This window comes from Penaeicola halotolerans (genome assembly GCF_016464625.1).
Taxonomy (GTDB): Bacteria; Bacteroidota; Bacteroidia; order Cytophagales; family Cyclobacteriaceae; genus Penaeicola; species Penaeicola halotolerans.
This window is the reverse complement of record NZ_JAEAGO010000005.1, coordinates 66,815-90,755: the sequence shown is the minus strand read 5'-3', so window position 1 is coordinate 90,755 and position 23,941 is coordinate 66,815. Positions and strand designations below refer to the sequence as shown.

General features: G+C 41.3%; 27 protein-coding genes. 8 read left to right on the top strand and 19 right to left on the bottom strand.

The features are described 5' to 3' along the window. Positions 1-60: 60 nt before the first annotated feature. The 4 genes from era (at position 61) to I5349_RS12815 (ending at position 3,248) form a co-directional block, all read left to right on the top strand. Positions 61-954, top strand: a complete 894-nt coding sequence (era, locus tag I5349_RS12830; RefSeq protein WP_226391182.1) for a GTPase Era — start codon at positions 61-63, stop codon at positions 952-954. Positions 955-965: 11 nt separating this feature from the next. Beyond that, on the top strand, positions 966-2,273 hold the full coding sequence (der, locus tag I5349_RS12825; protein WP_226391181.1) for a ribosome biogenesis GTPase Der: 1,308 nt from the start codon (positions 966-968) through the stop codon (positions 2,271-2,273). A gap of 70 nt (positions 2,274-2,343) precedes the next feature. After that, a complete protein-coding gene (locus I5349_RS12820; protein ID WP_226391180.1) occupies positions 2,344-2,544 on the top strand; it encodes a hypothetical protein in 201 nt (66 codons plus the stop codon). 83 nt (positions 2,545-2,627) lie between these two features. Next, complete coding sequence (locus tag I5349_RS12815; protein ID WP_226391179.1) at positions 2,628-3,248, top strand: SprT-like domain-containing protein; 621 nt, start codon at positions 2,628-2,630, stop codon at positions 3,246-3,248. On the opposite strand, the gene murQ is transcribed toward I5349_RS12815, so the two are convergent. From murQ to I5349_RS12750, 13 genes are all read right to left on the bottom strand, one after another. Continuing rightward, complete coding sequence (murQ, locus tag I5349_RS12810; RefSeq protein ID WP_226391178.1) at positions 3,235-4,044, bottom strand: N-acetylmuramic acid 6-phosphate etherase; 810 nt, start codon at positions 4,042-4,044, stop codon at positions 3,235-3,237. The genes I5349_RS12815 and murQ overlap by 14 nt on opposite strands. After that, positions 4,041-4,889, bottom strand: coding sequence for an N-acetylglucosamine kinase (locus I5349_RS12805; RefSeq protein WP_226391177.1), 849 nt, complete (start codon positions 4,887-4,889; stop codon positions 4,041-4,043). The genes murQ and I5349_RS12805 overlap by 4 nt, the downstream gene beginning before the upstream one ends. Beyond that, a complete protein-coding gene (locus tag I5349_RS12800) occupies positions 4,886-5,122 on the bottom strand; it encodes a cytochrome b5 domain-containing protein (RefSeq protein ID WP_226391176.1) in 237 nt (78 codons plus the stop codon). The genes I5349_RS12805 and I5349_RS12800 overlap by 4 nt, the downstream gene beginning before the upstream one ends. After that, entirely contained in the window at positions 5,122-6,276 is a 1,155-nt protein-coding gene (locus tag I5349_RS12795) for a formimidoylglutamase (RefSeq protein ID WP_226391175.1), read from the bottom strand. Before I5349_RS12795 ends, I5349_RS12800 begins: the two co-directional genes overlap by 1 nt. A gap of 105 nt (positions 6,277-6,381) precedes the next feature. Continuing rightward, positions 6,382-7,683 carry an NADH:ubiquinone reductase (Na(+)-transporting) subunit F gene (gene nqrF, locus I5349_RS12790; protein ID WP_226391174.1) on the bottom strand — a complete coding sequence of 434 codons (1,302 nt, stop codon included), beginning with the start codon at positions 7,681-7,683 and terminating at the stop codon, positions 6,382-6,384. Between the two features lie 182 nt (positions 7,684-7,865). After that, positions 7,866-8,708 carry an acetyl-CoA carboxylase, carboxyltransferase subunit beta gene (accD, locus tag I5349_RS12785; RefSeq protein WP_226391173.1) on the bottom strand — a complete coding sequence of 281 codons (843 nt, stop codon included), beginning with the start codon at positions 8,706-8,708 and terminating at the stop codon, positions 7,866-7,868. A gap of 179 nt (positions 8,709-8,887) precedes the next feature. Further along, the gene (locus I5349_RS12780; protein ID WP_226391172.1) at positions 8,888-9,133 is read right to left on the bottom strand and encodes a DUF4834 family protein; all 246 of its coding nucleotides are present in this window, start codon (positions 9,131-9,133) and stop codon (positions 8,888-8,890) included. Positions 9,134-9,148: 15 nt separating this feature from the next. Beyond that, positions 9,149-11,968 (bottom strand): carbamoyl-phosphate synthase large subunit, encoded by a 2,820-nt coding sequence (gene carB / locus I5349_RS12775; RefSeq protein ID WP_226391171.1) that lies wholly within the window; start codon positions 11,966-11,968, stop codon positions 9,149-9,151. 156 nt (positions 11,969-12,124) lie between these two features. Beyond that, positions 12,125-12,592, bottom strand: a complete 468-nt coding sequence (locus I5349_RS12770; protein ID WP_226391170.1) for a hypothetical protein — start codon at positions 12,590-12,592, stop codon at positions 12,125-12,127. A 78-nt stretch (positions 12,593-12,670) separates the two neighbouring features. Beyond that, positions 12,671-13,021 (bottom strand): hypothetical protein, encoded by a 351-nt coding sequence (locus I5349_RS12765; RefSeq protein WP_226391169.1) that lies wholly within the window; start codon positions 13,019-13,021, stop codon positions 12,671-12,673. Between the two features lie 62 nt (positions 13,022-13,083). Beyond that, positions 13,084-13,425 (bottom strand): bacillithiol system redox-active protein YtxJ, encoded by a 342-nt coding sequence (gene ytxJ / locus I5349_RS12760; protein ID WP_226391168.1) that lies wholly within the window; start codon positions 13,423-13,425, stop codon positions 13,084-13,086. A 45-nt stretch (positions 13,426-13,470) separates the two neighbouring features. After that, the gene (locus I5349_RS12755; RefSeq protein ID WP_226391167.1) at positions 13,471-14,148 is read right to left on the bottom strand and encodes a hypothetical protein; all 678 of its coding nucleotides are present in this window, start codon (positions 14,146-14,148) and stop codon (positions 13,471-13,473) included. A gap of 77 nt (positions 14,149-14,225) precedes the next feature. Next, positions 14,226-15,323 carry a hypothetical protein gene (locus tag I5349_RS12750; RefSeq protein ID WP_226391166.1) on the bottom strand — a complete coding sequence of 366 codons (1,098 nt, stop codon included), beginning with the start codon at positions 15,321-15,323 and terminating at the stop codon, positions 14,226-14,228. A gap of 190 nt (positions 15,324-15,513) precedes the next feature. On the opposite strand from I5349_RS12750, the gene I5349_RS12745 reads away from it, so the two are divergent. After that, a complete protein-coding gene (locus tag I5349_RS12745; protein ID WP_226391165.1) occupies positions 15,514-16,617 on the top strand; it encodes a hypothetical protein in 1,104 nt (367 codons plus the stop codon). Between the two features lie 9 nt (positions 16,618-16,626). On the opposite strand, the gene I5349_RS12740 is transcribed toward I5349_RS12745, so the two are convergent. From I5349_RS12740 to I5349_RS12715, 6 genes are all read right to left on the bottom strand, one after another. Continuing rightward, positions 16,627-17,808: a hypothetical protein gene (locus I5349_RS12740; RefSeq protein ID WP_226391164.1), complete on the bottom strand. Its 1,182-nt coding sequence runs from the start codon at positions 17,806-17,808 to the stop codon at positions 16,627-16,629. Positions 17,809-17,864: 56 nt separating this feature from the next. Next, positions 17,865-18,824: a signal recognition particle-docking protein FtsY gene (ftsY, locus tag I5349_RS12735; RefSeq protein WP_226391163.1), complete on the bottom strand. Its 960-nt coding sequence runs from the start codon at positions 18,822-18,824 to the stop codon at positions 17,865-17,867. An 87-nt stretch (positions 18,825-18,911) separates the two neighbouring features. Then, positions 18,912-19,067, bottom strand: a complete 156-nt coding sequence (locus I5349_RS12730; protein ID WP_226391162.1) for a DUF4295 domain-containing protein — start codon at positions 19,065-19,067, stop codon at positions 18,912-18,914. Positions 19,068-19,109: 42 nt separating this feature from the next. Then, positions 19,110-19,292 (bottom strand): 50S ribosomal protein L33, encoded by a 183-nt coding sequence (rpmG, locus tag I5349_RS12725; protein ID WP_226391161.1) that lies wholly within the window; start codon positions 19,290-19,292, stop codon positions 19,110-19,112. Between the two features lie 30 nt (positions 19,293-19,322). Further along, positions 19,323-19,562, bottom strand: coding sequence for a 50S ribosomal protein L28 (gene rpmB, locus I5349_RS12720; RefSeq protein WP_226391160.1), 240 nt, complete (start codon positions 19,560-19,562; stop codon positions 19,323-19,325). A gap of 93 nt (positions 19,563-19,655) precedes the next feature. Beyond that, positions 19,656-19,841 (bottom strand): C1orf53 family protein, encoded by a 186-nt coding sequence (locus tag I5349_RS12715; RefSeq protein ID WP_226391159.1) that lies wholly within the window; start codon positions 19,839-19,841, stop codon positions 19,656-19,658. A 100-nt stretch (positions 19,842-19,941) separates the two neighbouring features. Here I5349_RS12715 and rocD point away from each other — a divergent pair, with 100 nt between their 5' ends. The 3 genes from rocD to I5349_RS12700 all read left to right on the top strand — a co-directional run bounded on the left by rocD (position 19,942) and on the right by I5349_RS12700 (position 23,936). After that, positions 19,942-21,216, top strand: a complete 1,275-nt coding sequence (rocD, locus tag I5349_RS12710; RefSeq protein WP_317194252.1) for an ornithine--oxo-acid transaminase — start codon at positions 19,942-19,944, stop codon at positions 21,214-21,216. Between the two features lie 302 nt (positions 21,217-21,518). After that, positions 21,519-22,709: a porin gene (locus I5349_RS12705; protein ID WP_226391158.1), complete on the top strand. Its 1,191-nt coding sequence runs from the start codon at positions 21,519-21,521 to the stop codon at positions 22,707-22,709. 534 nt (positions 22,710-23,243) lie between these two features. Next, positions 23,244-23,936: an ABC transporter ATP-binding protein gene (locus I5349_RS12700; RefSeq protein WP_226391157.1), complete on the top strand. Its 693-nt coding sequence runs from the start codon at positions 23,244-23,246 to the stop codon at positions 23,934-23,936. The last annotated feature ends 5 nt before the right edge of the window (positions 23,937-23,941 follow it).

Below are 23,941 nucleotides of genomic sequence, written 5' to 3'. Positions count from 1 at the left end.
TGGTACAAAAGTAAAGAATAATCGCGAGAAATCAAGTACCTTTGTGAAAAAATTAAATAAATGAGCAATCTCACACACAAAGCAGGCTTCGTCAATATCATCGGTAAACCCAATGTGGGTAAGTCCACCCTGATGAATGTCCTTGTAGGTGAGCGACTTTCGATCATTACTTCTAAAGCCCAAACGACCCGACACAGGATCTTTGGGATTTTGAGTGGTGAGGATTTTCAGATCGTTTATTCTGATACGCCTGGACTCATAGAGAAGCCACAATACGAACTGCACAAGTCCATGATGGGTTTCATCAACTCATCACTCGAAGATGCAGACGTGATCCTCTTTGTGGCAGATCTCTATGATAAAGAGATGGAGCAAGAGATGATCGATCGCGTAGCAAAGGCAGAAGTGCCTGTGATCTTAATCATCAATAAGATAGACCTAGCCAAGTCCGAAGAGCAGATAGAAGAAGTGACTACTTACTGGCAAGAGCGACTGAAGCCACATGCTACTTTGAAGATTTCAGCCCTTGCTGGTACGCATACAGAAGCACTACTTCCGATGATTATGGACTTACTGCCAGAGCATCCTGCTTACTTTGACAAGGAGGAACTATCAGACCGTAATGAGCGTTTTTTCGCCTCGGAGATTATCAGAGAAAAGATTTTTACCAATTATAAAAAAGAAGTGCCCTACAGTACCGAAGTGGCTGTCACCTCATTCAAAGAAGAGGAGGACATCATCCGTATCCATGCGGAGATATTCGTAGAGCGCAAAAGTCAAAAGGGGATTTTAATAGGTGAAGGAGGTAAAGCGCTCAAGAAAGTTGGCATAGAAGCGCGCCAAGACCTAGAGAAGTTCTTTGGGAAGCATGTCTATCTAGAAACACACGTACGTGTGGAAGAAGGCTGGCGAACCAATCAATTAAAGCTGAAGCGATTTGGCTATCAACAATAAAAATAAGAGAAATGTCTAATATAGTAGCAATTGTAGGGAGACCTAATGTGGGGAAGTCCACCTTTTTTAATCGCCTCGTAGAAGAACGTAAGGCGATCATGGACAATGTCAGTGGTGTGACGCGTGATAGACACTACGGATATGGTGAGTGGATTGGAAAGCACTTTACCGTGATCGATACTGGAGGGTATGTGATCGGTTCTGAGGATATATTCGAAGCAGAGATCAGAAAGCAAGTCAAACTAGCCCTAGAAGAGGCTTCTGTCATCTTATTTATGGTGGATGCATTTACAGGTTTGACAGACTTGGATAAGGAATTTGCCATAGAGCTCAGAGCTTCAGAAAAACCCATCTTTGTCGTAGCCAATAAGGCAGATAATCAGGACAGACTTTTCATGGCCAATGAGTTCTACGAGTTGGGTATGGGAGAGGTATTTCCTATTGCAGCGATCAGTGGCTCAGGTACTGGTGAGCTCCTAGACAAAGTAGTCGCTTGCTTTCCTGATGACGGGGAAGAAAACCCTGAAATCGGTATTCCTAAGATCGCGATCCTTGGTCGTCCTAATGTAGGTAAATCTTCATTCCTCAATGTCCTGCTAGGCAAAGAACGTAGTATCGTAACTGATGAGGCCGGTACTACCCGTGATGCCATCAATACGCACTATAAGCTTTTTGGCAAGGATTTCATCATCACTGATACTGCTGGTATCCGTAAAAAATCCAAGGTTAAGGAAGACATTGAGTTTTATTCAGTGCTACGTTCTTTGCGCACACTGGAAGAATCTGATGTATGTATCGTCATGCTAGATGCGACCAAAGGGCTAGAATCTCAAGACCTTAACATTCTTTCTTTAGCTGTGAAAAATAAGAAAGGTGTCATGATCATGGTCAACAAATGGGATCTCGTAGAGAAAGAGACTATGACGATGAAGCGCTTTACAGACGATATCATGGAGCGGCTTGGAGAGATGAGCTACATACCTTTGATATTTACTTCTGTACTCACCAAGCAGCGTATCTTCCAAGCGATAGAGTTAGCCGTACAGATCTATGAAGACAAGACGCGCAAGATCGCAACTAGTCAGCTCAATGATATCATGCTCAAAGAAATTGAGAACTATCCGCCTCCAGCTTGGAAGGGGAAGTACATCAAAATCAAGTATGTGACGCAACTACCAACTCGAAATCCTACTTTTGCATTCTTCTGCAATTTGCCACAGTATATCAAGGTGCCTTACGAGAGATACTTAGAAAATAAGTTGCGTAAACACTTTGGATTCAGCGGAGTACCGATTAAAGTGATCTTTAAGAAAAAATAGATTTGATTAGTTGGAAAGTATTAAAAGCGTTGTACTTTTGTGTGCTTTAAAACAAAAACGACTAATTACTATGAAAAAAGTATTTGCAATGTTCGCTATCTGCGGAATGATGTTCGCAGCTGTAGCTTGTGGTAACAAGGCTGAATCTACTGAAGAGACAGTTGAAGAGACTATGGAACAAGTAGAAGAAACTACTGAAGAAGTAGTGGAAGAAGTTGAAGAATCAGTAGAAGAAGCTGCTGATACACTTTCTCAAGAAGGTGCTGAGTAATCAGACTCACAATTGAAAAAAATTAGGGTTTTGAGCATTCGAAACCCTTTTTTTATTGCCTAATTGTATGCAAATTTGATCTGATGAGTTCACTGCGCGTTTATCAAATCTTCAAACATCACGTACCTGAAAATGCCATTCACTATTGCTTAGATCTGTGGACAGCTACACCATTTTTTCTAAAGGTTTCTCCTGCACGTGCAACTAAGTTAGGTGATTTCAGGTACAGGAAAGGGGAGGAAATGCAAACCATCACTATCAATCATAACCTCAATCGTTACAGCTTTTTAGTAACTTATATCCACGAGGTTGCACATCTCAAAGCTTTCCAAGATCATGGTTTACGCATAGCACCTCATGGCCAAGAATGGAAGCAAACCTTTACTACTTTGATGCAGCCGCTGCTCAATGACCTAATATTTCCGCCAGATGTATTGACGGTACTATCTAGACACATGCGAGATCCCAAAGCTTCTTCACAGTCTGACCCTAGACTAGCGAAAGCTTTGAAAAAGTATGATGAAAATCCTCAAGAAGACGCACTTTTCTTGTCAGATATTCCAGTAGGAACTTCCTTTAAGTTTAGGGATCGTATCTTTGTCAAAGAAGGAAATAAACGTACAAGAGCGATATGTTTTGAGCCAGCGAGTGGAAAAAAGTATCTTATCCCTAAGATCGCTACGATAGCGCTTAGCGAGATTTAAAGTGATCAATAGCTGCGCGCACAGTATGATGCTCTTGGAGTAGCATTTGTGCGGTTTCTATAGAAACACCGGTTTCTTCTATGATCATATTGATTGCTCTTTGTACTAACTTTTCATTAGAGAGTTGCATATCTACCATTTTATTGCCTCTTACCCTACCTAGCCTGATCATAGTGGCGGTAGAGATCATATTAAGGACAAGCTTCTGAGCAGTGCCAGCTTTCATACGAGTGCTTCCTGTCACGAACTCAGGCCCTACAGGTACTTCTATAGCCTGATCGACACTGTCAGCCAACACACTCCCCAGATTGCAAGTGATACAAGCCGTGTAGATGCCTTGCGCTCTGGCAGCTTTTACACCACCGATCACATAGGGTGTTCTACCAGAGGCAGCGATCCCTATCACTATATCTTTGGTTGAGATTTTATGGTTTTGAAGGTCTTTCCAAGCTTGCTTTTCATCATCTTCAGCAAACTCGACTGCTTTGCGAATAGCTTGATCTCCGCCAGCTATGAGACCGATCACCCAGTCATGCGGTACACCAAAGGTTGGAGGGCACTCCGAAGCATCTACTATGCCGAGTCTACCGCTGGTCCCAGCACCTATATAAAAAAGTCTACCACCCTGCTGCATACGACTGACTATTTCCTCTACTACTTGAGTGATTTGTGGGATCGCTTTGGCCACCGCCTGAGGAACTGTCTGATCTTCTTGATTGATATTTTGCAATAGCTCAGACACTGACATCTGTTCTAAAGCATCATAATGCGAGTTGGATTCTGTAGTGCTTTTCATAGGATACTTTGATGATAGAGTGTAAGGCCTGCTATAGGGCTTTGGATGATATTTTGTAGTGAAAAGCCATGTTTGATGGCAACATTTCTCAAAAGATCACTAAAATGAAAGGCGATAGAGCCACTAAAGTGTACGGGGAGCTCCTCCCAACGAGGATATTTTTTTATTTGAGTCGCTACAAATGACTCAAAGGAGGCGGTAACGAGCTCATGCGTAAATGGGTGATTCCTAGTCAAAGATAGTATTTGCGTAAAGCTAGCGATATAGCTGGCTGGGGCTGGCTTTTTGTAGATATTTTCTAGCAGCTCACTCAGCTTGAGATCAAACTTGCTTTCAAATAAAGCGCGATAGTCTGTAGGCATTTCATCATAATAATAGGCTCTGATCAATCTAGCGCCCATGTCTCTGCCACTACCTTCATCACTGAGTACATAGCCTAAGGATGGCCGCTGCGCTTTGATATTTTGTCCATCATACAAGCAGCTATTACTACCAGTGCCTAGTATACAAGCGATTCCTGCTTGTGTACCGCAAAGTGCTCTAGCTGCGGCCAGCATATCATTTTCGATGATGATACGAGCTTGAGGAAAACTGGCTGCCAACACTTGATGCATCATCACTTGATTTTCATTACTCCCACACCCAGCACCATAGAAGTATAAAGTCTGCACAGCACCATGTTGGTTAAGCTGAGGTATTAACTCTTCAGAGATGATAATGCTCAAATCTTCAGTGGTATTTTGATAGGGATTCATGCCCTTAGTGGAAGCCTGACTGATTTTTCCATCTGAGGAGATCACTCTCCAATCTGTCTTAGTACCGCCACTGTCTGCTATTAGTATCATTTGATGAGTTTGCCTATGATATCAAATTTTTCAAAAACACGAATGGTATGTGGGGCATCTTTGAGCTCTTCTGTGAGATCTTGTCCAGCCCAGTGTTCATAGTGTTTGCCATTTTTCCAAAGTCTCGACTTGGTTACATCATAGATATTACCTTCCCAGGCTACCCAGATTTCTACCTTATCTTGTCCATTGCGTAGAGCAAGTTGCTGCTTGGTATACTGCTTGAGCTCCATCAGATCAGCTTGATTTGAGCATTTATCCAGCGTTCAGGAACTTCCCCCTGCAGTGCTTGCTCATAGTCCGTATAGCTACAAGGGAGAATGCTATTGCGTTCATACTTATCTGTGCCATTGATATGAGGAACTTCCATCCACCATTTGCCACTGATTTTACTCTTATAAAAAACCAAGTTGGCAGGTTCTGTATCAAGCGAGACGACATATTTAGTGTAGTCATTGCCTGTAAAGGCTAAAGAATCCTTTCTATGATAAAAGCCTTCGATGAAATACCAGATCATAGTAGCCATAACAGCAGCTGTTTTACCATGCTGATCGTCTAATGCGGGTTGATAGCCATAAAAACCTATAGAGCTTAGCTTATCATTGCTTCCAGCAAACCAAGCGATTTGGCAAGCCTCCTCACCAGTCAGTCCAAAAGGTTGCGCTTGTCTATTACCAGGTGCATCAGCTGATCTGATCGCAGTGATATCAAAGCTGAGCATATCCGCATTCCTGATCAAAGGCTCTGTTTCTTTAAGGTTATCCTTGATCTGACCTAAGCGATAGTGATCAAAGTATAGCTTTTCCAGCAAATTAATAACCTTTTTATCCACTAGGAAGCTCTGATAGGCCATGTGCGTGTAGTTGAATAAAAAGTTTGGCTGATGCATGAGTATCTGCTGAGTATGAGACTCGCTAGCTTTGTCAGATTCTTCCATGTCCAAGAAAGCATCTATTGACAGCACACTGATAAGTTTGCCTAAATTTTCATATGCAGTAAATTGACCCATATCTAGGTCATGTGTGCCTCCAATGAAGATCGGAAGGATTTTTTTCTCTAAGAGCGTGTGTCCGACTTCCTTGATACGGTTAATCGTTTCTTGATAGTCAATGCCATTTCTCAGGTTACCAAGATCTACTATTCGGTAGTTTTCACTCCCTTTTTTGAGGGCATAGAGCTTTTGACGGATGTGAAAAGGCGCTTTGGCAATCTGTTCATTTTCCATACTCCCTCTCCATTCTTGAAGTCCGATCAGGGCAATATCTACTTTGCTGAGATCAGGAAAATGCTCTTGATGGATGTGTATACTTTTGCAAAAAGAGTTGAGTGGGAAGCTAGTTTGTGCTAGCTCATCAGATATAGGATCAAAGAAAATAGAAAGCTCCATGTGTCAAAAATTTCAATCTAAATTAAGTAAAAAAAGGTAGCTGTGATAATACTGTAAAAGAAAAAGGCTCTGCAATCTGCAGAGCCTTTCGTATATCTTTGGGGATCAACCTCCGAAGTCATCAAATCTGATGTTCTCCTCTGGCACTCCCATATCATCTAGCATTTTCAATACCGCTGAGTTCATCAAAGGCGGTCCGCACAGGTAGAATTCTACCTCATCTGGCTCAGGGTGATTTTTCAGATAGTTTTCATACAATACTTGGTGAATGAATCCTACATAACCATCTCCTTCATCATCTAAGCTTTTCTTTACTTTCCAGTTATCCTCTGGAAGTGGCTCAGAAAGACCAATATTGAAAGTGAAGTTAGGAAACTCTTTTTCGATTTCTCTAAAGTGCTCTACATAGAAGAGCTCTTTCTTAGATCTACCACCGTACCAGTAAGATACTTTTCTATCTGACTTTTCAGTGTGGAATAAGTGGAAGATGTGTGATCTCAATGGTGCCATACCTGCACCACCACCGATGTACACCATCTCTCTTTGAGTAGGGTTGATGTGGAATTCTCCATAAGGTCCAGAGATCGTTACTTTATCACCTTTCTTTCTTGAGAACACATAAGAAGAACAAATACCTGGATTTACATCCATCCACTTGTTGGCTGCTCTATCCCAAGGCGGAGTAGCGATACGGATTGTCAACATCACGATATTACCTTCTGCAGGGTGATTGGCCATAGAGTAAGCTCTGAAGATCTCCTCGTCATTTTTCATGACTAGATCCCACAGACCAAACTTATCCCAGTCACTTTTATAGACATCCTGCGGGTGACCCAAATCTGGATGTGGTGTGATATCCATATCCTTGAAGTTCACCGTAATTTTAGGAACGTCTATTTGGATGTATCCGCCTGATTCGAAATCTAAATTTTCACCTTCAGGAAGTTTTACGACAAATTCTTTGATAAAAGTAGAAACGTTATAGTTTGAAACAACTTCACACTCCCATTTCTTGATTCCGAAGATTTCCTCAGGAATTCTGATTTTGAGATCGTTCTTAACTTTCACCTGACAAGCTAGACGGACATTACCCTGTTGCTCAGCTCTAGTCAAGTGGCCGATCTCCGTAGGTAACACATCTCCTGCGCCTTCTTCTACTACGCACTTACACATAGCGCAAGTACCTCCACCACCACAAGCTGATGGTAAGAAGATTTTTTGGCTACCTAATGTGTTAAGTAGAGTAGATCCAGCTGAAGCTGTCATTGGATTTTTCTCATCACCATTGACGTAGATCTTTACATCACCTGAGTTGACGAGTTTAGACTGCGCATACAAGAGTATGAGCACTAGTAGCAAAATTACCACGGTAAATGCCACTATGGAAGTGATAACAACTGAAGTCATTTAACTTTTATTGTTTGATTTTTAGAATTTGGATTTTCCCCTTCAGGGACTACAAATATATTATTTATATAATTAATAAGCCCAAGAATTGTTTATAAATTCTCTTGATAAAAAGGCTAATATTGAGGGTAGAGGGGCAGTTTGGAGTGAAATGAAAAAGTCGCCCGAAGACGACTTGAGAATTAGTTTTGTAGAAGTGTGAGCAGCGTAGAAAGTTTGGATTTCAACTGCCTTCTATCTACGATGAAGTCTAAGAAGCCATGATCCAATACAAACTCAGCAGACTGGAAGCCTTTAGGCAGATCTTTTCCTATCGTCTCTCTGATCACACGAGGACCAGCAAATCCAATCAGTGAACCAGGTTCTGCAATGTTGAAGTCACCAAGCATGGCATAAGAAGCCGTTACCCCACCCGTAGTAGGATCCGTCATCAATGAGATGTATGGGATACCTTCTTTGTCGAGGATAGCAAGCTTAGCAGAAGTCTTGGCCATTTGCATCAATGAAAACCCAGCTTCCATCATTCTAGCACCTCCTGATCGAGAGATCATGAGAAAAGGCATTTTGTTTTTGATAGAATGGTCTATGGCTCTAGCGATTTTTTCTCCTACCACAGAGCCCATAGAGCCTCCGATGAAATTGAAATCCATGCAGGACACTACGATATCGATTCCGTTCATCTTGCCATAGGCAGAACGTACAGCATCATTGAGTTCGGTTTTTTTGATAGTATCCTTGATTCTGGATGTATAACTTTTAGTATCCACAAAGCTAAGCGGATCTCCAGAGGTCATTTTGGCATCTAGTTCTGTGAACTTGTTGTTGTCAAATAATATCTGAAAATACTCTGCAGAACCGATTTTGACATGATAGTCATCCTCGGGACTGACATAAGCATTACTCTTCAGTTCTCTCGTATGGACTATTTTACCGGAGGGAGTTTTGTACCATAGACCATCAGGGGCATCTTTTTTCTCTTCTGTTGGGGTGCTGATCCCCTTTTCTTTCCGCTTAAACCAACTCATTTCGTACTGTTTATTTATTGAAAAGATGAATGTGCTTCACCATTCTAAAGCAAAGTATCTCCAAAGTTAATGGCTAAATCCTGATATCTAAAGAAATCTTTGCAAAAAGGAAAGAAAGCGACTTTCTAAGATGGAGGCAGGGATAATCAAAAAAGAGCAGCCATTTGGCTGCTCTTGACTTATTTCACTTCTTCATAAGGCACATATTCGCCTTCACGATCATTAAATTTTTTTCTACCCTTTTGCTGATTTGGCACATGATCTACTTTGATGCTTCCAGTAGGTCGCTGTTGGTACTGCTGTGCTTGCTGCTGCTGGGCACGCTCATACATCTGTCGCACTTTGGTGCGAAAGAAAAAGCGGAGTAGCGACATGAATAAATAGCTGATCCCTAAAGCTATGACTAGAAATTTTATTAAACCCATGCTGTTTGTTCATTTTTACCTACTCAAGTACAAGTTTCTCTCTGAGTAGATTTTCAAGAAATAATCATCCATGATGTCATCTATAAAATAGATTGACTCTCCAGTAGACTTCATTTCAGGTCCGAGTTCTTTATTGACATTCGGGAATTTATGAAAAGAGAATACTGGCACTTTGATCGCGTAGCCTTTTTTCACTGGATTGAAATTAAAGTCCGTCACCTTATTTTCCCCTAGCATGACCTTCACCGCATAATTAACATACGGCTCTTGGTAGGCTTTGCATATGAATGGAACGGTACGAGAGGCTCTTGGGTTCGCTTCGATGATATATACTTTATCATTTTTGATCGCAAACTGGATATTGATGAGACCAACCGTTCTCAAAGCAAGTGCAATCTTCTTAGTATAAGTCTCAATCTGTCTGATGACCAAATCTCCTAAGTTATAAGGAGGAAGCACTGCATAAGAGTCTCCTGAATGGATACCAGCTGGCTCAATGTGCTGCATGATGCCGATAATATAAACGTTTTCACCGTCACAGATCGCGTCTGCCTCAGCTTCTATAGCACCCTCCAAGAAGTGATCGAGGAGAATTTTATTGCCAGGAATATCCTTGAGGACATCCACTACGTGCTCTTCAAGCTCCTTTTCATTGATCACTATCTTCATACTCTGACCACCTAGTACATAAGATGGTCTTACAAGAAGTGGGAATCCTATGGTCTTGCACATTTCTAGTGCCTCATCTGTCGTCTCGATAGAGCCAAACTCTGGATAAGGAATGTCATTTTCCTTGAGCAAAGCAGAAAATCTACCTCTATCTTCCGCTAGATCTAGTGCCTCAAAGCTCGTTCCGATGATTTTGATGCCATACTTTTCTAGTTTTTCAGCTAGCTTCAAAGCTGTCTGACCACCTAGCTGTACAATGACTCCCTCTGGACGCTCATGTAAGATGATCTCATAGATATGCTCCCAAAATACAGGTTCGAAGTAAAGCTTATCTGCAATGTCGAAGTCTGTAGAAACAGTCTCTGGATTACAGTTGATCATGATGGTTTCATAGCCACATTCTTTGGCTGCTAAGATTCCATGCACACAGGAGTAGTCAAACTCGATGCCTTGACCGACTCTATTTGGTCCAGAGCCAAGTACGATAATCTTCTTTTTATCAGTGCGAATAGACTCGTTTTCATCCCCAAAAGAGGAGTAATAATAAGGGGTCTGCGCTTCAAACTCAGCGGCACAAGTATCTACCAACTTGTAGATACGCTTGATACCCATCTCTTCCCTGCGCTTATTGAAAACTTCGCTTTCCAGGCAGCCAAGCAAGTGTGCAATCTGACGATCGGCATAGCCTTTTTCTTTGGCTTTTTTCATCAGATCTGCTGGCATGGTATCCAAGTCATATTCGGCCATCTCCTCATCTAAGTGGACGAGTTCTTCTATTTGCTTGAGGAACCACTTATCAATCTTAGTTAGGTCCTGAATCGTTCGGAAAGAGATACCTAGTTTGAAGGCATCATAAATATGGAATAGTCTGTTCCAACTTGGGTTGGCTAGACTGTAAAGTATCTTATCCTGATCTTTGAGCTCTTTGCCATCTGCTCCAAGGCCATTTCTCTTGATCTCGAGTGACTGACAAGCTTTTTGAAGCGCTTCTTGGAAGTTTCGGCCGATGCCCATCACCTCACCTACTGACTTCATAGACAGTCCGAGTCTTCTATCAGAACCCTTGAATTTGTCAAAGTTCCATCTTGGGATCTTCACGATCACATAGTCTATCGCTGGCTCAAAGAAAGCAGAAGTAGTCTTGGTGATTTGGTTTTGGAGTTCATCTAGATTGTAGCCGATAGCAAGTTTAGCAGATACTTTGGCAATCGGATAGCCTGTTGCCTTAGAGGCTAGGGCAGAGGATCTCGACACGCGTGGGTTGATCTCGATGCCGATGATGGTTTCATTGTCAGGGCTTACTGAAAACTGCACATTGCAGCCTCCAGCGAAATTACCGATCCCTGCCATCATCTTGATCGCCAAGTTTCGCATACGCTGATAGACGGTGTCTGGGAGAGTCATGGCGGGTGCCACTGTGATAGAGTCGCCTGTATGCACACCCATTGGGTCAAAATTTTCGATCGAACAGATCACGATCATGTTGCCTTTAGTATCTCTAAGGATCTCTAGCTCATATTCTTTCCAACCTAAGATACTTTGCTCGATGAGTACCTCATGCGTAGGAGAGGCTTCTAGACCAGACTTCAGCGCTAGTTCAAAGTCCTCTGCCTTTTCTACAAATCCACCACCCGTACCACCAAGTGTATAAGATGGTCTGATCACAAGTGGAAAACCTATTCGCTGAGCGATTTCTTTACCTTGGAGAAAAGATGTAGCGGTCTCCCCGATACATACACTGACACCAAGTTCTTCCATCAGTGCCTTAAACTTCTCTCTATTTTCTGCGGTCTCGATAGCATCTATATCCACACCGATCATTCGTACGCCAAATTTATCCCAGACACCAGCATTGTGACAGTCGATAGCCAAGTTCAATGCCGTCTGCCCACCCATAGTCGGGAGTACGCAGTCGATGTCAGGATGGTCTTTGAGGATTTGGATGATGGATTTTTTTTCGAGGGGAAGGAGGTAAACGTTGTCTGCCATGACGGGATCTGTCATGATGGTCGCAGGATTGGAGTTGATCAAAGTGACGATGATACCTTCTTCTCTAAGTGATCGAGCGGCTTGCGACCCTGCGTAGTCAAATTCGCAGGCTTGACCGATGACGATAGGACCACTTCCGATGATGAGGACATGTTTGATGCTTTTGTCTTTAGGCATTAGTTGAGAGGTTAGAAAGGATGTGATACTTAAGGCTAAATTGGTGCAAAATTAGAAAAAAAATCCAAAGTAGCACGATGAACTCGGACATGCTTGGTCAAAAATGAAAGTAAAATCCCCACGACTCAGGTGGGGATTTGAAGCTACTGTTTTGATTTAAACTGCAGAAGCGATCTTTGACTGCCATTCCAGGGCTTTCTGAGCGAGTTGATAGCCGCTAAACATATCATCGGTCTCAATGTCATAAAAAACTATTTCAGCACTTGACTGAGATCCGTTTTTGATATGGATACTGACCTTTTCGTAAAGCGATTTGTCACGTGTAGATTTCGTTTCTTTCACTGAGATAGTGTCAGTTTTTCTAAAAGGGTAAACACTAGCTTTTGGTGTCTTATCATTGAGATCCTTGGTAATGATCGCCTTATTTTGAGTATCTATACCGATGAGTCTTGTTGTACTTAAGCTTTCGTAGCTATCGACTTCCAAGCCTGCTGATTTAGCTTCTTGGAGAAACTCATTGATGATTTTCTTTCTTTTGGCTTTTGATGAATAAATCAATAGCGCTATAGGTAAGCCAACTAAAAGTACAGATAGCAAACCGTAGTAAAGGGATGTTTGGTCCATTTTGAATGTTTTTTTAGTGTGTATAAATGTCTGTGGCTACACGCGGGTAGCCCTCGGCCTTAGCGGCAAAGAGACATTTCACCAAAAAACATGGAAGGGGAAAAGAAGGGATTTTTGAAAGCCTAAGTGATCAGCTGATGGCTGTGCTTCAGCTTTTATAGAAGTTGCTTGCCAGCCTTGATAAAGTGACGGCAAAATCCCAATCAGCTCGTAACTAGGAAAAGTTTTATGATTATCTGATGTAGCTTGATAGTTGGAGGGCTGATTGATTTGTAAAGTGACAGTTGAGATCAACTGATCATGCTCATAAGAGAAATGAGCAGCAGACTGAGGAGTTACTTCATTTGACCATAGATATGGCTGAGCCACTGACATCCATAGGAAGCCAAAGGCAAAAAGTAGAGCGCTTAGTCGTTTTGAGGTACTCATATCTGTGACAAACATAGCACAATTCTCACGCCATTTTCATATTCAAAATGGTAGCCGGTAATTTATTTTTTGGCTTGTGCCAAAATCTGCGAAAGGTTGATGCCCATGTGGCTAGCATCATAGACTACCTCACCGTTTTTGACCAAGATCGCTTGAGGTGACTCATGCGGCACGTGCAGCTTTTCAGCGATGAGATTGGAGATATCTCTATAGCTGATCAGGTCGAGGTAATATGGTTTGATGGCTGCTTCATAGTCATTTCGCCAATTGCGCTGAAGCCGATCAAGTGCCATGGAGCTGATAGAGCAGCGCGTACTGTGCTTAAAGATTAGCACAGGCTTTTCTTGACTTTCAGCGATGATTTGTGCCAATTGGCTATCGTTTGTGAGGTTTTCCCAGTTCATGATTGCGTATTTGCTGAGGTAACAGCGACTCAAAAATAATAGTTTCTAATCCAACAATACATGAAAACCGAGTGACAGCATATAGGTATCGACTTTACTTTGACGGGTATTGTACACATTGACATTATCCACTGGATCGAAAAAGGCATCACCTCTAAGTAGATAGTTGGTGCGCTGCGTATCGAATACGATCAAGCGAAGATCGATCAGCGCATCCAAATCTTTCAGCTCAAATTGTAGTCCACCGCCATAGGCTTTGTGAAAGCTCCAGTCTGAAACCTCAGTATAGTGATCTAGCGGTTCTTCAAACAAGCCAGGTCTGAGTGTAGATCGGGTATAAAAGTATTGATAACCGATCAGACCATCCAGATAGGGTTTGACAGGAAAGTCTATCTGTGGCTTGATACGCACGAGACCCGACATTTGTAGCACGTTATTATTACGTCTATTGCGGAGTCTGTCTCCATTGGCAAAAAGGTCTAGATCTCTAGTCAGCTTGGTACCATACATCTGATAGCCAAATTCCGCACCTACATGGATGGGAGTTTGAGGGATTTGATACAATCCATTGAGGTGAAATCCCCATAGCTTGAGGTCAGGCGCTTGATCTCTAAATTCCCCTTTAGTAAAACCAACAGTAGGGGAGAATGTCAAGCCACTTTGTGCATAAACCTCTCCAAAAAGTAACAGTAAAAAACTGCTCAGTATCACATATTTCTTCATAGATCCCTTAGATTAGTTTAAGTTTTTCTACGATGAGAAATAGATATTGGTTGCTTTTTGGAGAGGTATTACAGAGATTATTCTACTTCACGCAGTTCCAGTATATAGAAAGTATAGAAGTCCTCTTCTTCAAAGAAGTAATCATTTTTCTGACCAATAAATCGCTGATCACCGATAAGGCTTTTGAGTGATCTAACCTCTTTAGGAATGGACACTTTAGGAGCTAGCTGCTTTAGGTCTTTATCTAGAATCAATAAATAGTTGCGAAGGAAATTTTGATAAGACATCGGTTTCTCATTGACATTGTTGTCAAGAGAGACCTGTTCCGCAATACCTGAATTATACGAAAGATAGATATTGGTATCATCTACGAGTATTTCGTCTATAGTGCCAGGGCGGGTATTTTCATTAAAGTTATTGATATCCACAGCCTCAAAGTCTTCAAATTGAAAGCTCGCATGGCTTTCAAAAAGCACCGTATCATCCGTAATACTGTATCGATAAATGGCGGGTTCGTACCATGAACTTATGTAGAATTCATCCTTTAGGCGAGCTGATGCGACATCTCTCGCAAAATATTGCCGCATTTCATAAAGACTAGATACCTCAGGGAAGGGAATCACAGGAGTCACTTTACTGGTCTTCCAATTGATGAATTCAAAAATAGTAGGGTTACTTGATTTGGAGTCCCTACCTTCTAGTTTTACGATAGCATTTTCTGAAGTAGCATGGATGGTCTTATAAGGACCTGTACTACTTACACTTGGCTTATAGGGCAACTCAAATCTGCTAAGAACTTTTCCATCATTTGATAAGAAGAGAGGTTCTGTAAAAGTAGCCGTCATGAATAGGCTATCACTTCCCATGAATGTGGCATTGATAATATTACCCATCGCGTTGGGGCCATCTTTCTCAATGGGAAACTCATGTAAAACTTCCCCATCGAAATTAGCTATGATGATTCTCGGATCTTTAAATCTATTGGCCAACATCAATCTCTCGCCTTCGACATCTACATCAATCAGATAGTCTGTCCCGTAGCGATCCACACGTATAGAATCTACGATGACTAGCTCATATGCAATAGGTCCCTCTGGAGCAGATTCTTGGCAAGAGAATAAGCCCATTAAGGTGATGAGCGAGAGCGAAAGTAAAGAAGTGATTTTACGTGTCATGAGGTGAAAAATTTACGGCTTAAGTGAATATTCAAATGCTTTATCGTTGCTGACATATCAGGAACACCTGTTCAACATAATTAAAATGTGAAAATAAAAATAATAATTTTGATTAAAATTTAATAACTAATATATTAGTAGATAAATAATATTAACTATCTTTGATATAAATTAACTATATCAATTAGTAATGACTGCTCACAAGAAGTTTAAAATAGGACTCAGCATTTTTTGGCTAATCTGCGGGATCGCAAGCTGTAGTTCCTCTACAGACCAAGAATTCAAAATAGTGGAGGGAAGACTTCAGATGATAGACTCTGTAGTGATTCAGGACGAAAACTTTCAGTTTGGCTCTATTTATCACCCTAAAATTTTCAATGATACCATTTTAGGCTTCGCAGATGGGACTTTTACTGGGATTAGTCTTTTCAATGCCAGAACTGGTGCATACATCACCAATTTTGAGACAGACAGTATTGATTCTTATGTGATTCCATATCAAAATTACACGCAGTTTTCTATTGATAGAGATAGTGTTTTTATAATGAATAATATGAATAGTACCGTGTATGAATTTGATTTAAAAAAGAATTATATAAATAATATTGAACTTGATTTTAATAATATTAGATCAAGACCCTTCTTCATGGGAAATTTTGAAAGGAAGGGTAATAGGTTCTATGTTACGCCTTATTTTGATGGTGCAGGATTAAACGAGCTTTTTTTAAATGCACCTTCGGTAAGCGTTTTTGATCTTGAAGGAAATCATCTTTATGATTTTGGGAGATATCCTGAGGACTACCTTGAGGGGAAATTAGTACTCTCTAATTATGAGTCAAAGATCATAAAAGGGGATAAGATGTACATCATTAATGCTGCGGGGAAATTGGTATTAAAGGAGTATTCGCTGGATGGCAATTTGACTCAGTCATACAATTTACTTTCTGATCACTTTGATCCTACGATAGGTTTTTATACGGATGATCCATTTGAAGCCCCACTTACAGATCAAGTGAATGGTCTAGCTACAGATCAAAATGCTGATGATAAGACTTTCTACATTACCTACACTTCATTTGATACCAGAGACAGAGAATTTGGGCTAAAAACTTTTCGATGGATGTTGATGAAAGTAGATCTAGAAAATAAAAGTATCAAGGAATTTGAACTGGCGGATAATTGGTACATAGATGAACTTACTGAACTGGTGGCACAGGTTAAAAATGATACAGTATCTATTTTGATCAGAGAGCCAGATGAGAAGCTGTATCTGAAACGATTGATTTTTGATTGATCACCCCACTTATTCCCTCACCAACTTTATTTGATAATATGTATAAGATTCCTCTTCTACTTCGGGATTTGGTTTTTTGACCATCCAAATACTGCCATTTTTGTAGATAAACCCTTCACCAGATACAAAGTCAGGCACAGGGATTTCAGCTAGTTTTTCGCCTGTAGCCTTATCCGCGATGTAGAATTTATTAGGGTAGTCTATTTGTAATTGCTCATAGAAAGCCTCTCCAGCTTTTTCATCAGACTGATAAATGCGGTCAAGTTCTGCTTCTTTGTCTTTAGGAAGTCCTCCATAGTATAGCATGATCAAGTAGTCTCCTTGTACAGCGATACAGCGTGTACTAGGCGTACTACCACTAATCGTGACAGAGTTAGGTTCTATACTGCTGAGCTCAAGAGCTTCTATCGACTCAAAGCGCTCGTATGCCAATGGTTTTTGATATAGAAGGGTAGCGGTACTGTCATTTTCTAGTTGATAGGCATATAGTGTAGGGTCAGCTCCATGAGTGATATAGAGCTTATTTCCATCTGTCCCGAAGGTAGGTTCATAGTCGCTGACGATGTAGCCTTTGCCGTTGATGAATTGGCTACCCTCTTCAAATGGAATGATCGAATGTACTTTGCCAGAAGCATCATCAAAAATATCTATGGCCAACCTATTGGTATAAAATGCTGCTTCATTCCATGCGTATGGATTCTCTCTGAGTGATTTAGATAGGACTTTTTGCTGTCCATTGATCGTGACTACATGTGCTTGCTTACCTACTAGATACATGGCAGCCATCGGACCACCTTTGGTCATAGGGATTTTGCGGGTATTGAGTCCTTTACTATTGTAGAAGTGATATCCCTTACCGCCAATGGCCATTGCTGTGCGATTGTCATACAGTGATGGAGGCATCAGCAAAAAGCCGTAAGAGTCAGGCAGATCACCTGATTTCTTGATGCGGGCAATTTTTTCCCCTGACTTATTGATAAAGAGGATACTGTCTTTGCTAAAGTCAAAAACCAAAAAAGTACTGCCATCAGCACTTACATCTGACAGGATAGGGTTCCCCAAATGTTCATAGTAGACTGAATCGGTGATTTCCCAATGGAAATTAGCAGAAGTACTTGTTTGATTTTCTGTAGAAGTCCCACAGCTGATAAGTGCCAACCCGATAAAAAATAAAAGGCAGTAGTTCTTCATGGTAGTTTAAATAGTTTATAACCACCAAAGTAAAGAAATTTTAGCCAAGAAAAACCTTACTTATTCTTTTTGAAAAGGGAGTCCACAAATTCTGTCTTATTGAAGACTTGTAGATCATCGACTTTCTCGCCTACTCCGATGTATTTGACAGGGATTTTAAACTGATCTGAGATGCCTATCACCACACCACCTTTGGCAGTACCATCTAGCTTGGTGATAGCCAGAGCACTGACATCAGTAGCTTTAGTAAACTCCTGTGCTTGGATGAAGGCATTTTGACCTGTACTTCCGTCAAGCACAAGCAAGATCTCATGCGGTGCATCAGGGATGAATTTCTGCATCACACGCTTGATCTTGGTGAGTTCATTCATCAGGTTGACCTTAGTATGTAGTCTGCCAGCGGTATCGATGATCACAAGATCAGCATTGATCTCCATACCTTTTTTGACTGCATCAAAGGCTACAGAAGCAGGGTCTGTATTCATCCCGTGAGAGACTACTGGCACGCCTACACGATCACCCCATAGGATGAGTTGATCCACAGCTGCTGCACGGAAAGTATCCGCAGCACCTAGCACTACTGATTTTCCTTTCGCTTTAAATTGTGCGGCCAGCTTTCCAATAGTTGTCGTTTTTCCAACTCCATTGACACCTACGACCATGATGACATAGGGCTTTTTGCCTTCAGGCAAGATGAAGTCCTTGAGATCTTGTGAGTTGTTTTCTTCGAGTAGTCCTGCGATTTCTTCTCGGAGGATCTTATCTAGCTCAGCCGTACCTAGATACTTATCTCTAGCTACACGCGCTTCGATTCGTTGGATGATTTTGATCGTAGTGTTTACGCCTACATCAGAAGTGATGAGGATTTCTTCCAGCTCATCCAAGATGTCTTCATCTACAGTAGATTTACCTACTACAGCTTTGCCGAGTTTGGAAAAAAGACTCTCTTTGGTCTTTTCCAAGCCCTTGTCTAGACTTTCTTTTTTGTCTTTGGAGAAAAAATTAAACATACTCATATCGATCTAATCAGTATTGAATATAATAAAAAAGTCCTTCCAGAAAGTATCAGGAGGGACTTTAAATGATCTTAATATCGAAAGATATTAGCCTTTGTTGATCGTGTCTTGTACAAGATCTACAGGAACCATCTCCTCTTTGAATGAGTAAGCACCTGTTTTTGGTGATTTTACTGCTTTGATCACCTTAGCGAAGCTTTTTCCGCCTTCTTTTTTCAGGGTAGCAACTACTTTCTTAGCCATCTCTTATATTATTTTATGCTAAATCTTCGACTTAGCGAGTGATTACTTAATTTCTTTGTGAACAGTCACTTTCTTCATGATTGGATTGTATTTCTTCAACTCCAAACGCTCAGTAGTGTTTTTTCTGTTCTTAGTAGTGATGTAACGTGATGTACCAGGCAGACCGCTAGCCTTATGCTCGGTGCATTCCATGATTACCTGTACTCTATTGCCTTTCTTAGCCATCGCTCTGTATGTTTATTATTTTGTCAATGATTACAATAAGATGTTGCCATTAGCAACAGCCTTCTTCAACACAGCAGTGATGCCGTTTTTGTTGATCGTTCTAAGTGCCTTAGTAGAAACTTTCAATGTAATCCATGCATCTTCCTCAGGGATGTAGAAAGTTTTCTTGTGCAAGTTAGGGTAGAACTTTCTCTTTGTCTTGTTATTAGCATGAGAAACGTTATTTCCTACTCTTGGTCTTTTTCCTGTGATTTCACAAACTCTTGCCATGATGTTATATATTAAATGATCTAAGCCTTTTTGAATGAGTTTGCAAATATCGGAAGATTTTTCGTATTACCAAAAACCAAAGTAAAATTTACCTCACTTTTTAAGCTTTTGATTTTTAGTCGCTCCAGTAGGATAAGGGCAGTGTTTGCAGCCATTACCACAGCAGTAGCCTCGCCTCAAATGATACTGTGCTGTGAAGACCATCAGTCCAGATTCATTGAGGTAAAAATCCCCCTCCTGAAGTGTCATAGGCGCTGATGATTGCTTACGATTAGCCATTTATTGATGCTTTCACTTTAAATTTTGTACCTTTGTAAACAGCGACTAAGCGACAATCGTTGCTTTTTAGAAATACAAAACTAATAAAATTCGAATCATTATGATGGAAACGATAACATCCAGTAAACAAGCCATGGAGCTTGAAGATAAGTATGGTGCACATAACTATCATCCGCTTCCAGTAGTCCTTGCTAAAGGTGAGGGTGTTTACCTATGGGATGTCGAAGGAAAGAAGTATTATGATTTTCTATCAGCATACTCTGCTGTCAACCAAGGTCATTGTCACCCAAGAATATTGCAAACACTCACTGAGCAGGCCGCAACACTCACCCTGACTTCTCGTGCTTTTTATAATAATATACTCGGGCCATTTGAGAAGTATATCACGGAGTACTTTGGATTTGACAAAGTGCTACCGATGAACACAGGAGCCGAAGGAGTAGAGACAGCTATCAAAATCGCACGAAAGTGGGGCTATGAGAAAAAAGGCGTTGCAGAAAATGAAGCTAAGATCATCGTAGCAGAAAACAACTTCCATGGACGTACGACTACTGTCATCTCTTTTTCTAATGATGAAAATGCACGCAAAAACTTTGGTCCATATACGCCTGGCTTTATCAAAATAGCCTATGATGACGTAGAGGCACTTAAGACTGCGCTCAAGGATGAGAAAGTAGTGGCATTTTTAGTAGAGCCGATCCAAGGAGAAGCGGGTGTCTATACACCAGCAGATGACTACATCAGAGAAGCTGCTGCTGCATGCAAAGCGAGTAATGTGCTTTTCATAGCAGATGAAATTCAAACTGGTATTGCGAGAACAGGTTCACTCTTGGCAGTTTGTGGTAATTGTACTTGCCAAGGACACTGTGAGAAGCAATCAACTTATACACAGCCGGATCTTTTGATTTTGGGTAAAGCCATCTCAGGAGGTTTCTATCCAGTTTCTGCGGTTTTGGCAAATAATGACGTCATGAACGTGATCAAGCCAGGGCAGCATGGTTCTACTTTTGGAGGTAATCCACTAGGTGCTCAAGTGGCTATGACAGCACTCGAAGTAGTCAGAGATGAGAAGTTAGCTCAAAATGCTCGCAAACTCGGTAAACTTTTCAGAGAGCGCATGCAGCGACTTGCAGAGAAGTCTGATCTTGTCAAGCTTGTAAGAGGTAAAGGTCTCCTCAATGCCGTAGTGATCAATGACTCAGAAGATAGCTCTACCGCTTGGGACATCTGTGTAGCGCTCAAGGAAAATGGGCTTTTGGCTAAACCTACTCATGGTAATATCATCCGATTTGCACCTCCTTTGGTCATGACGGAAGAGCAGCTGCACGACTGCTGTGATATCATAGAGCGCACGATCACTAATTTCAAGAAGTAAAAGATTCTTCCTTCAAGGAAACTATATAAGGTACCAGATTTTCTGGTACCTTTTTTTTTATGTCATCAAAATATTCAACTTAACATTCGCTTAACAAGTCGATTCTTTTGATTCTAGGCGATTGTTGAGGTTTCTTAATGAAAAGTAAAATGCGAAGCGCACTCTCCTCCAAATATTATTCGTAACATTAACAATATGTTAATCAAGTATAATATTGAGATAACATTATTACCATAAATACCGCTTTTATTTGCGCTAGATTAATGTACGGGTCACCATTAATTCACATTAAAATCAAGCGCGTGAAAAAGTTACTACTTATCGTACTGTTTGGTACGATCTGCGGTCAGGTATTGGGTCAAAATGCCGAGCAGAATTCAGCCTTGGGATCGTCTGTCAAGACACCATGGTTTGAGTCTATCCAGTATCGAGGCTATGCACAGCTGCGATACAACAGATTGTTTGAAACAAATCCAGATCTCTCTTGCGATCAATGTGATCGCTCTTGGGGAGAAAATGGTGGATTTTTCTTTAGACGAATCCGAATGATTTTTTATGGAGACATACACCCGAGGGTTTACTTTTACATCCAGCCTGATTTTGCCTCAGGGGGGAATAATTTTGCCCAGATAAGAGATGCGTATTTTGATTTAGCCATAGATGCCAAGAAGCGTTTTAGAGTACGCATTGGTCAAAGTAAAGTGCCTTTTGGCTTTGAGAATTTGCAGTCGAGCCAAAACAGGATTCCACTCGATCGTAATGACGGGCTCAATAGTGCCGTAGCCAATGAGCGAGACATTGGATTGATGTTTTATTATGCGCCTGAGAAGATCAGAAGACGATTCAGTCAATTAGTCTCTTCAGGACTCAAAGGCTCAGGTGACTATGGAGTATTTGGATTAGGGATTTACAATGGACAGACTGCCAATCAGCCAGAGCGGAATAGCACTCCGCACATCGTGATGCGTGCTACTTATCCATTTGAACTACCATCTGGACAGATCATTGAGGGCTCGCTTCAGGGTTACACTGGAGAGTTTGTCATCAACCGCAATACCACAGATCCCCTTGCGCAGACAGAGTTTAGAGAGTACCGCTACGGAGCATCTTTTGTCCTATATCCGCAGCCTTTTGGTATCCAAGCGGAATACAACTTCGGTAGAGGTCCCGAGTTTGATACCGAGACGCTCAATGTAGAGGATAAACCGCTTCAGGGAGGCTACATTATGACCTCATATTATATCAAAAAGGGAGGAGACACCTTCATTCCATTTGCCAGATGGCACTACTATGCAGGGGGTAAAAAACACGAACTCGATGCGACCAAACACCGTGTCAATGAACAGGAGATAGGCGTGGAGTGGCAACCCCACAAGAACTTTGAATTAGTTGCGATGTACACTTTCTCTGACCGTACATTTGAAAACTCCCTCAACCTGGATAATCGTCAAAAAGGAAGCCTCTTAAGACTACAAGCGCAGGTTAATTTTTAATAAAGAAATCAAGGAAATTTTATAGCCCACGGTTTAAACCGTGGGCTATTTTTTTGCTGCGCCTCTCTGCAATCATTTTGATGATTTTTTTAAAAGTCAAAACCCATTTTATAAACCGTTATTGGTGCAGTTTTTGCTCCTTATTTTCACCGATCTTTGAGCTATTGGAATATCCTTTGTCTTTCAATTTAGCACCCGCTCAATAGGTGCTCGAAAGGCAATTTTTTGAAGAGAAACACCAATACAACACCAATGCAACACCAAGGATACCTTGAGTATTCCCCGTGTTAAAGGGCATACTAAGCCATGTCTTAGGGTAAGATGATTTAGCGCAACCCTGCTTTGTAGGTTAAGAGCCATTGATTGAAACCTAAAGCTGGTAGCATGCGACTATTTGAAGCATAGAATTTAAACTTCCTCTATTTTCCAACTCCCCTCAGTAGATTTTCAACCAAAGATTGATATATTAGCCTTGATAAGTTTAATCAAAAGCTTCGCTTAGCGTCAGCTCAATTTTTTAAATAACACACATACATGTCAACAATCATAGAAACTAAAAACCTCACCAAAAAATATGGCTCCTTTGTAGCTGTAGATGGCGTGAGTTTTCACCTAGAAAAAGGTCAAGTCCTAGGGGTGATCGGCCCCAATGGAAGTGGAAAAACTACCCTATTCAGCATGCTACTGGGTTTGAGGAAAAAGACCTCAGGGGAGATGCGAGTCTTTGATCAAGAAAACCTCGATGGCATCAGAAACAAGATGGGCATCATCATGGATCAGGGGGCTTTTTACAATGACTTCTCTGCACATAAGAACCTCACAATCTCAGCCATGACCAAGGGCGTAGACCTTAGTCGTGTCACCGAGTTGATCGATAAGGTAGACCTCAGACAGGCTGGCAAGCGTACTTTCAACAAGTTCTCCTACGGAATGCGTAAGCGACTTGAGATTGCAGATGCTTTGCTGACAGATCCAGAGCTGGTCATCATGGACGAACCAACCAATGGACTAGATCCTGATGGGATCAGATTTATCAGAGAATTGATTTTTCACCTGCAAGAACAGGGCAAGACCATCATGCTCTCAAGCCACTACTTAGACGAGATCGAGAAGGTCTGCACACATTTCTTGATGCTACGCAATGGCAAGGTAGTATTCTATGGCAGCAAAGAGGAGATCAAGGCACAGAACCTTGACTTGGAAAGCATTTTTTCAACCAAATTTTAAGTCGC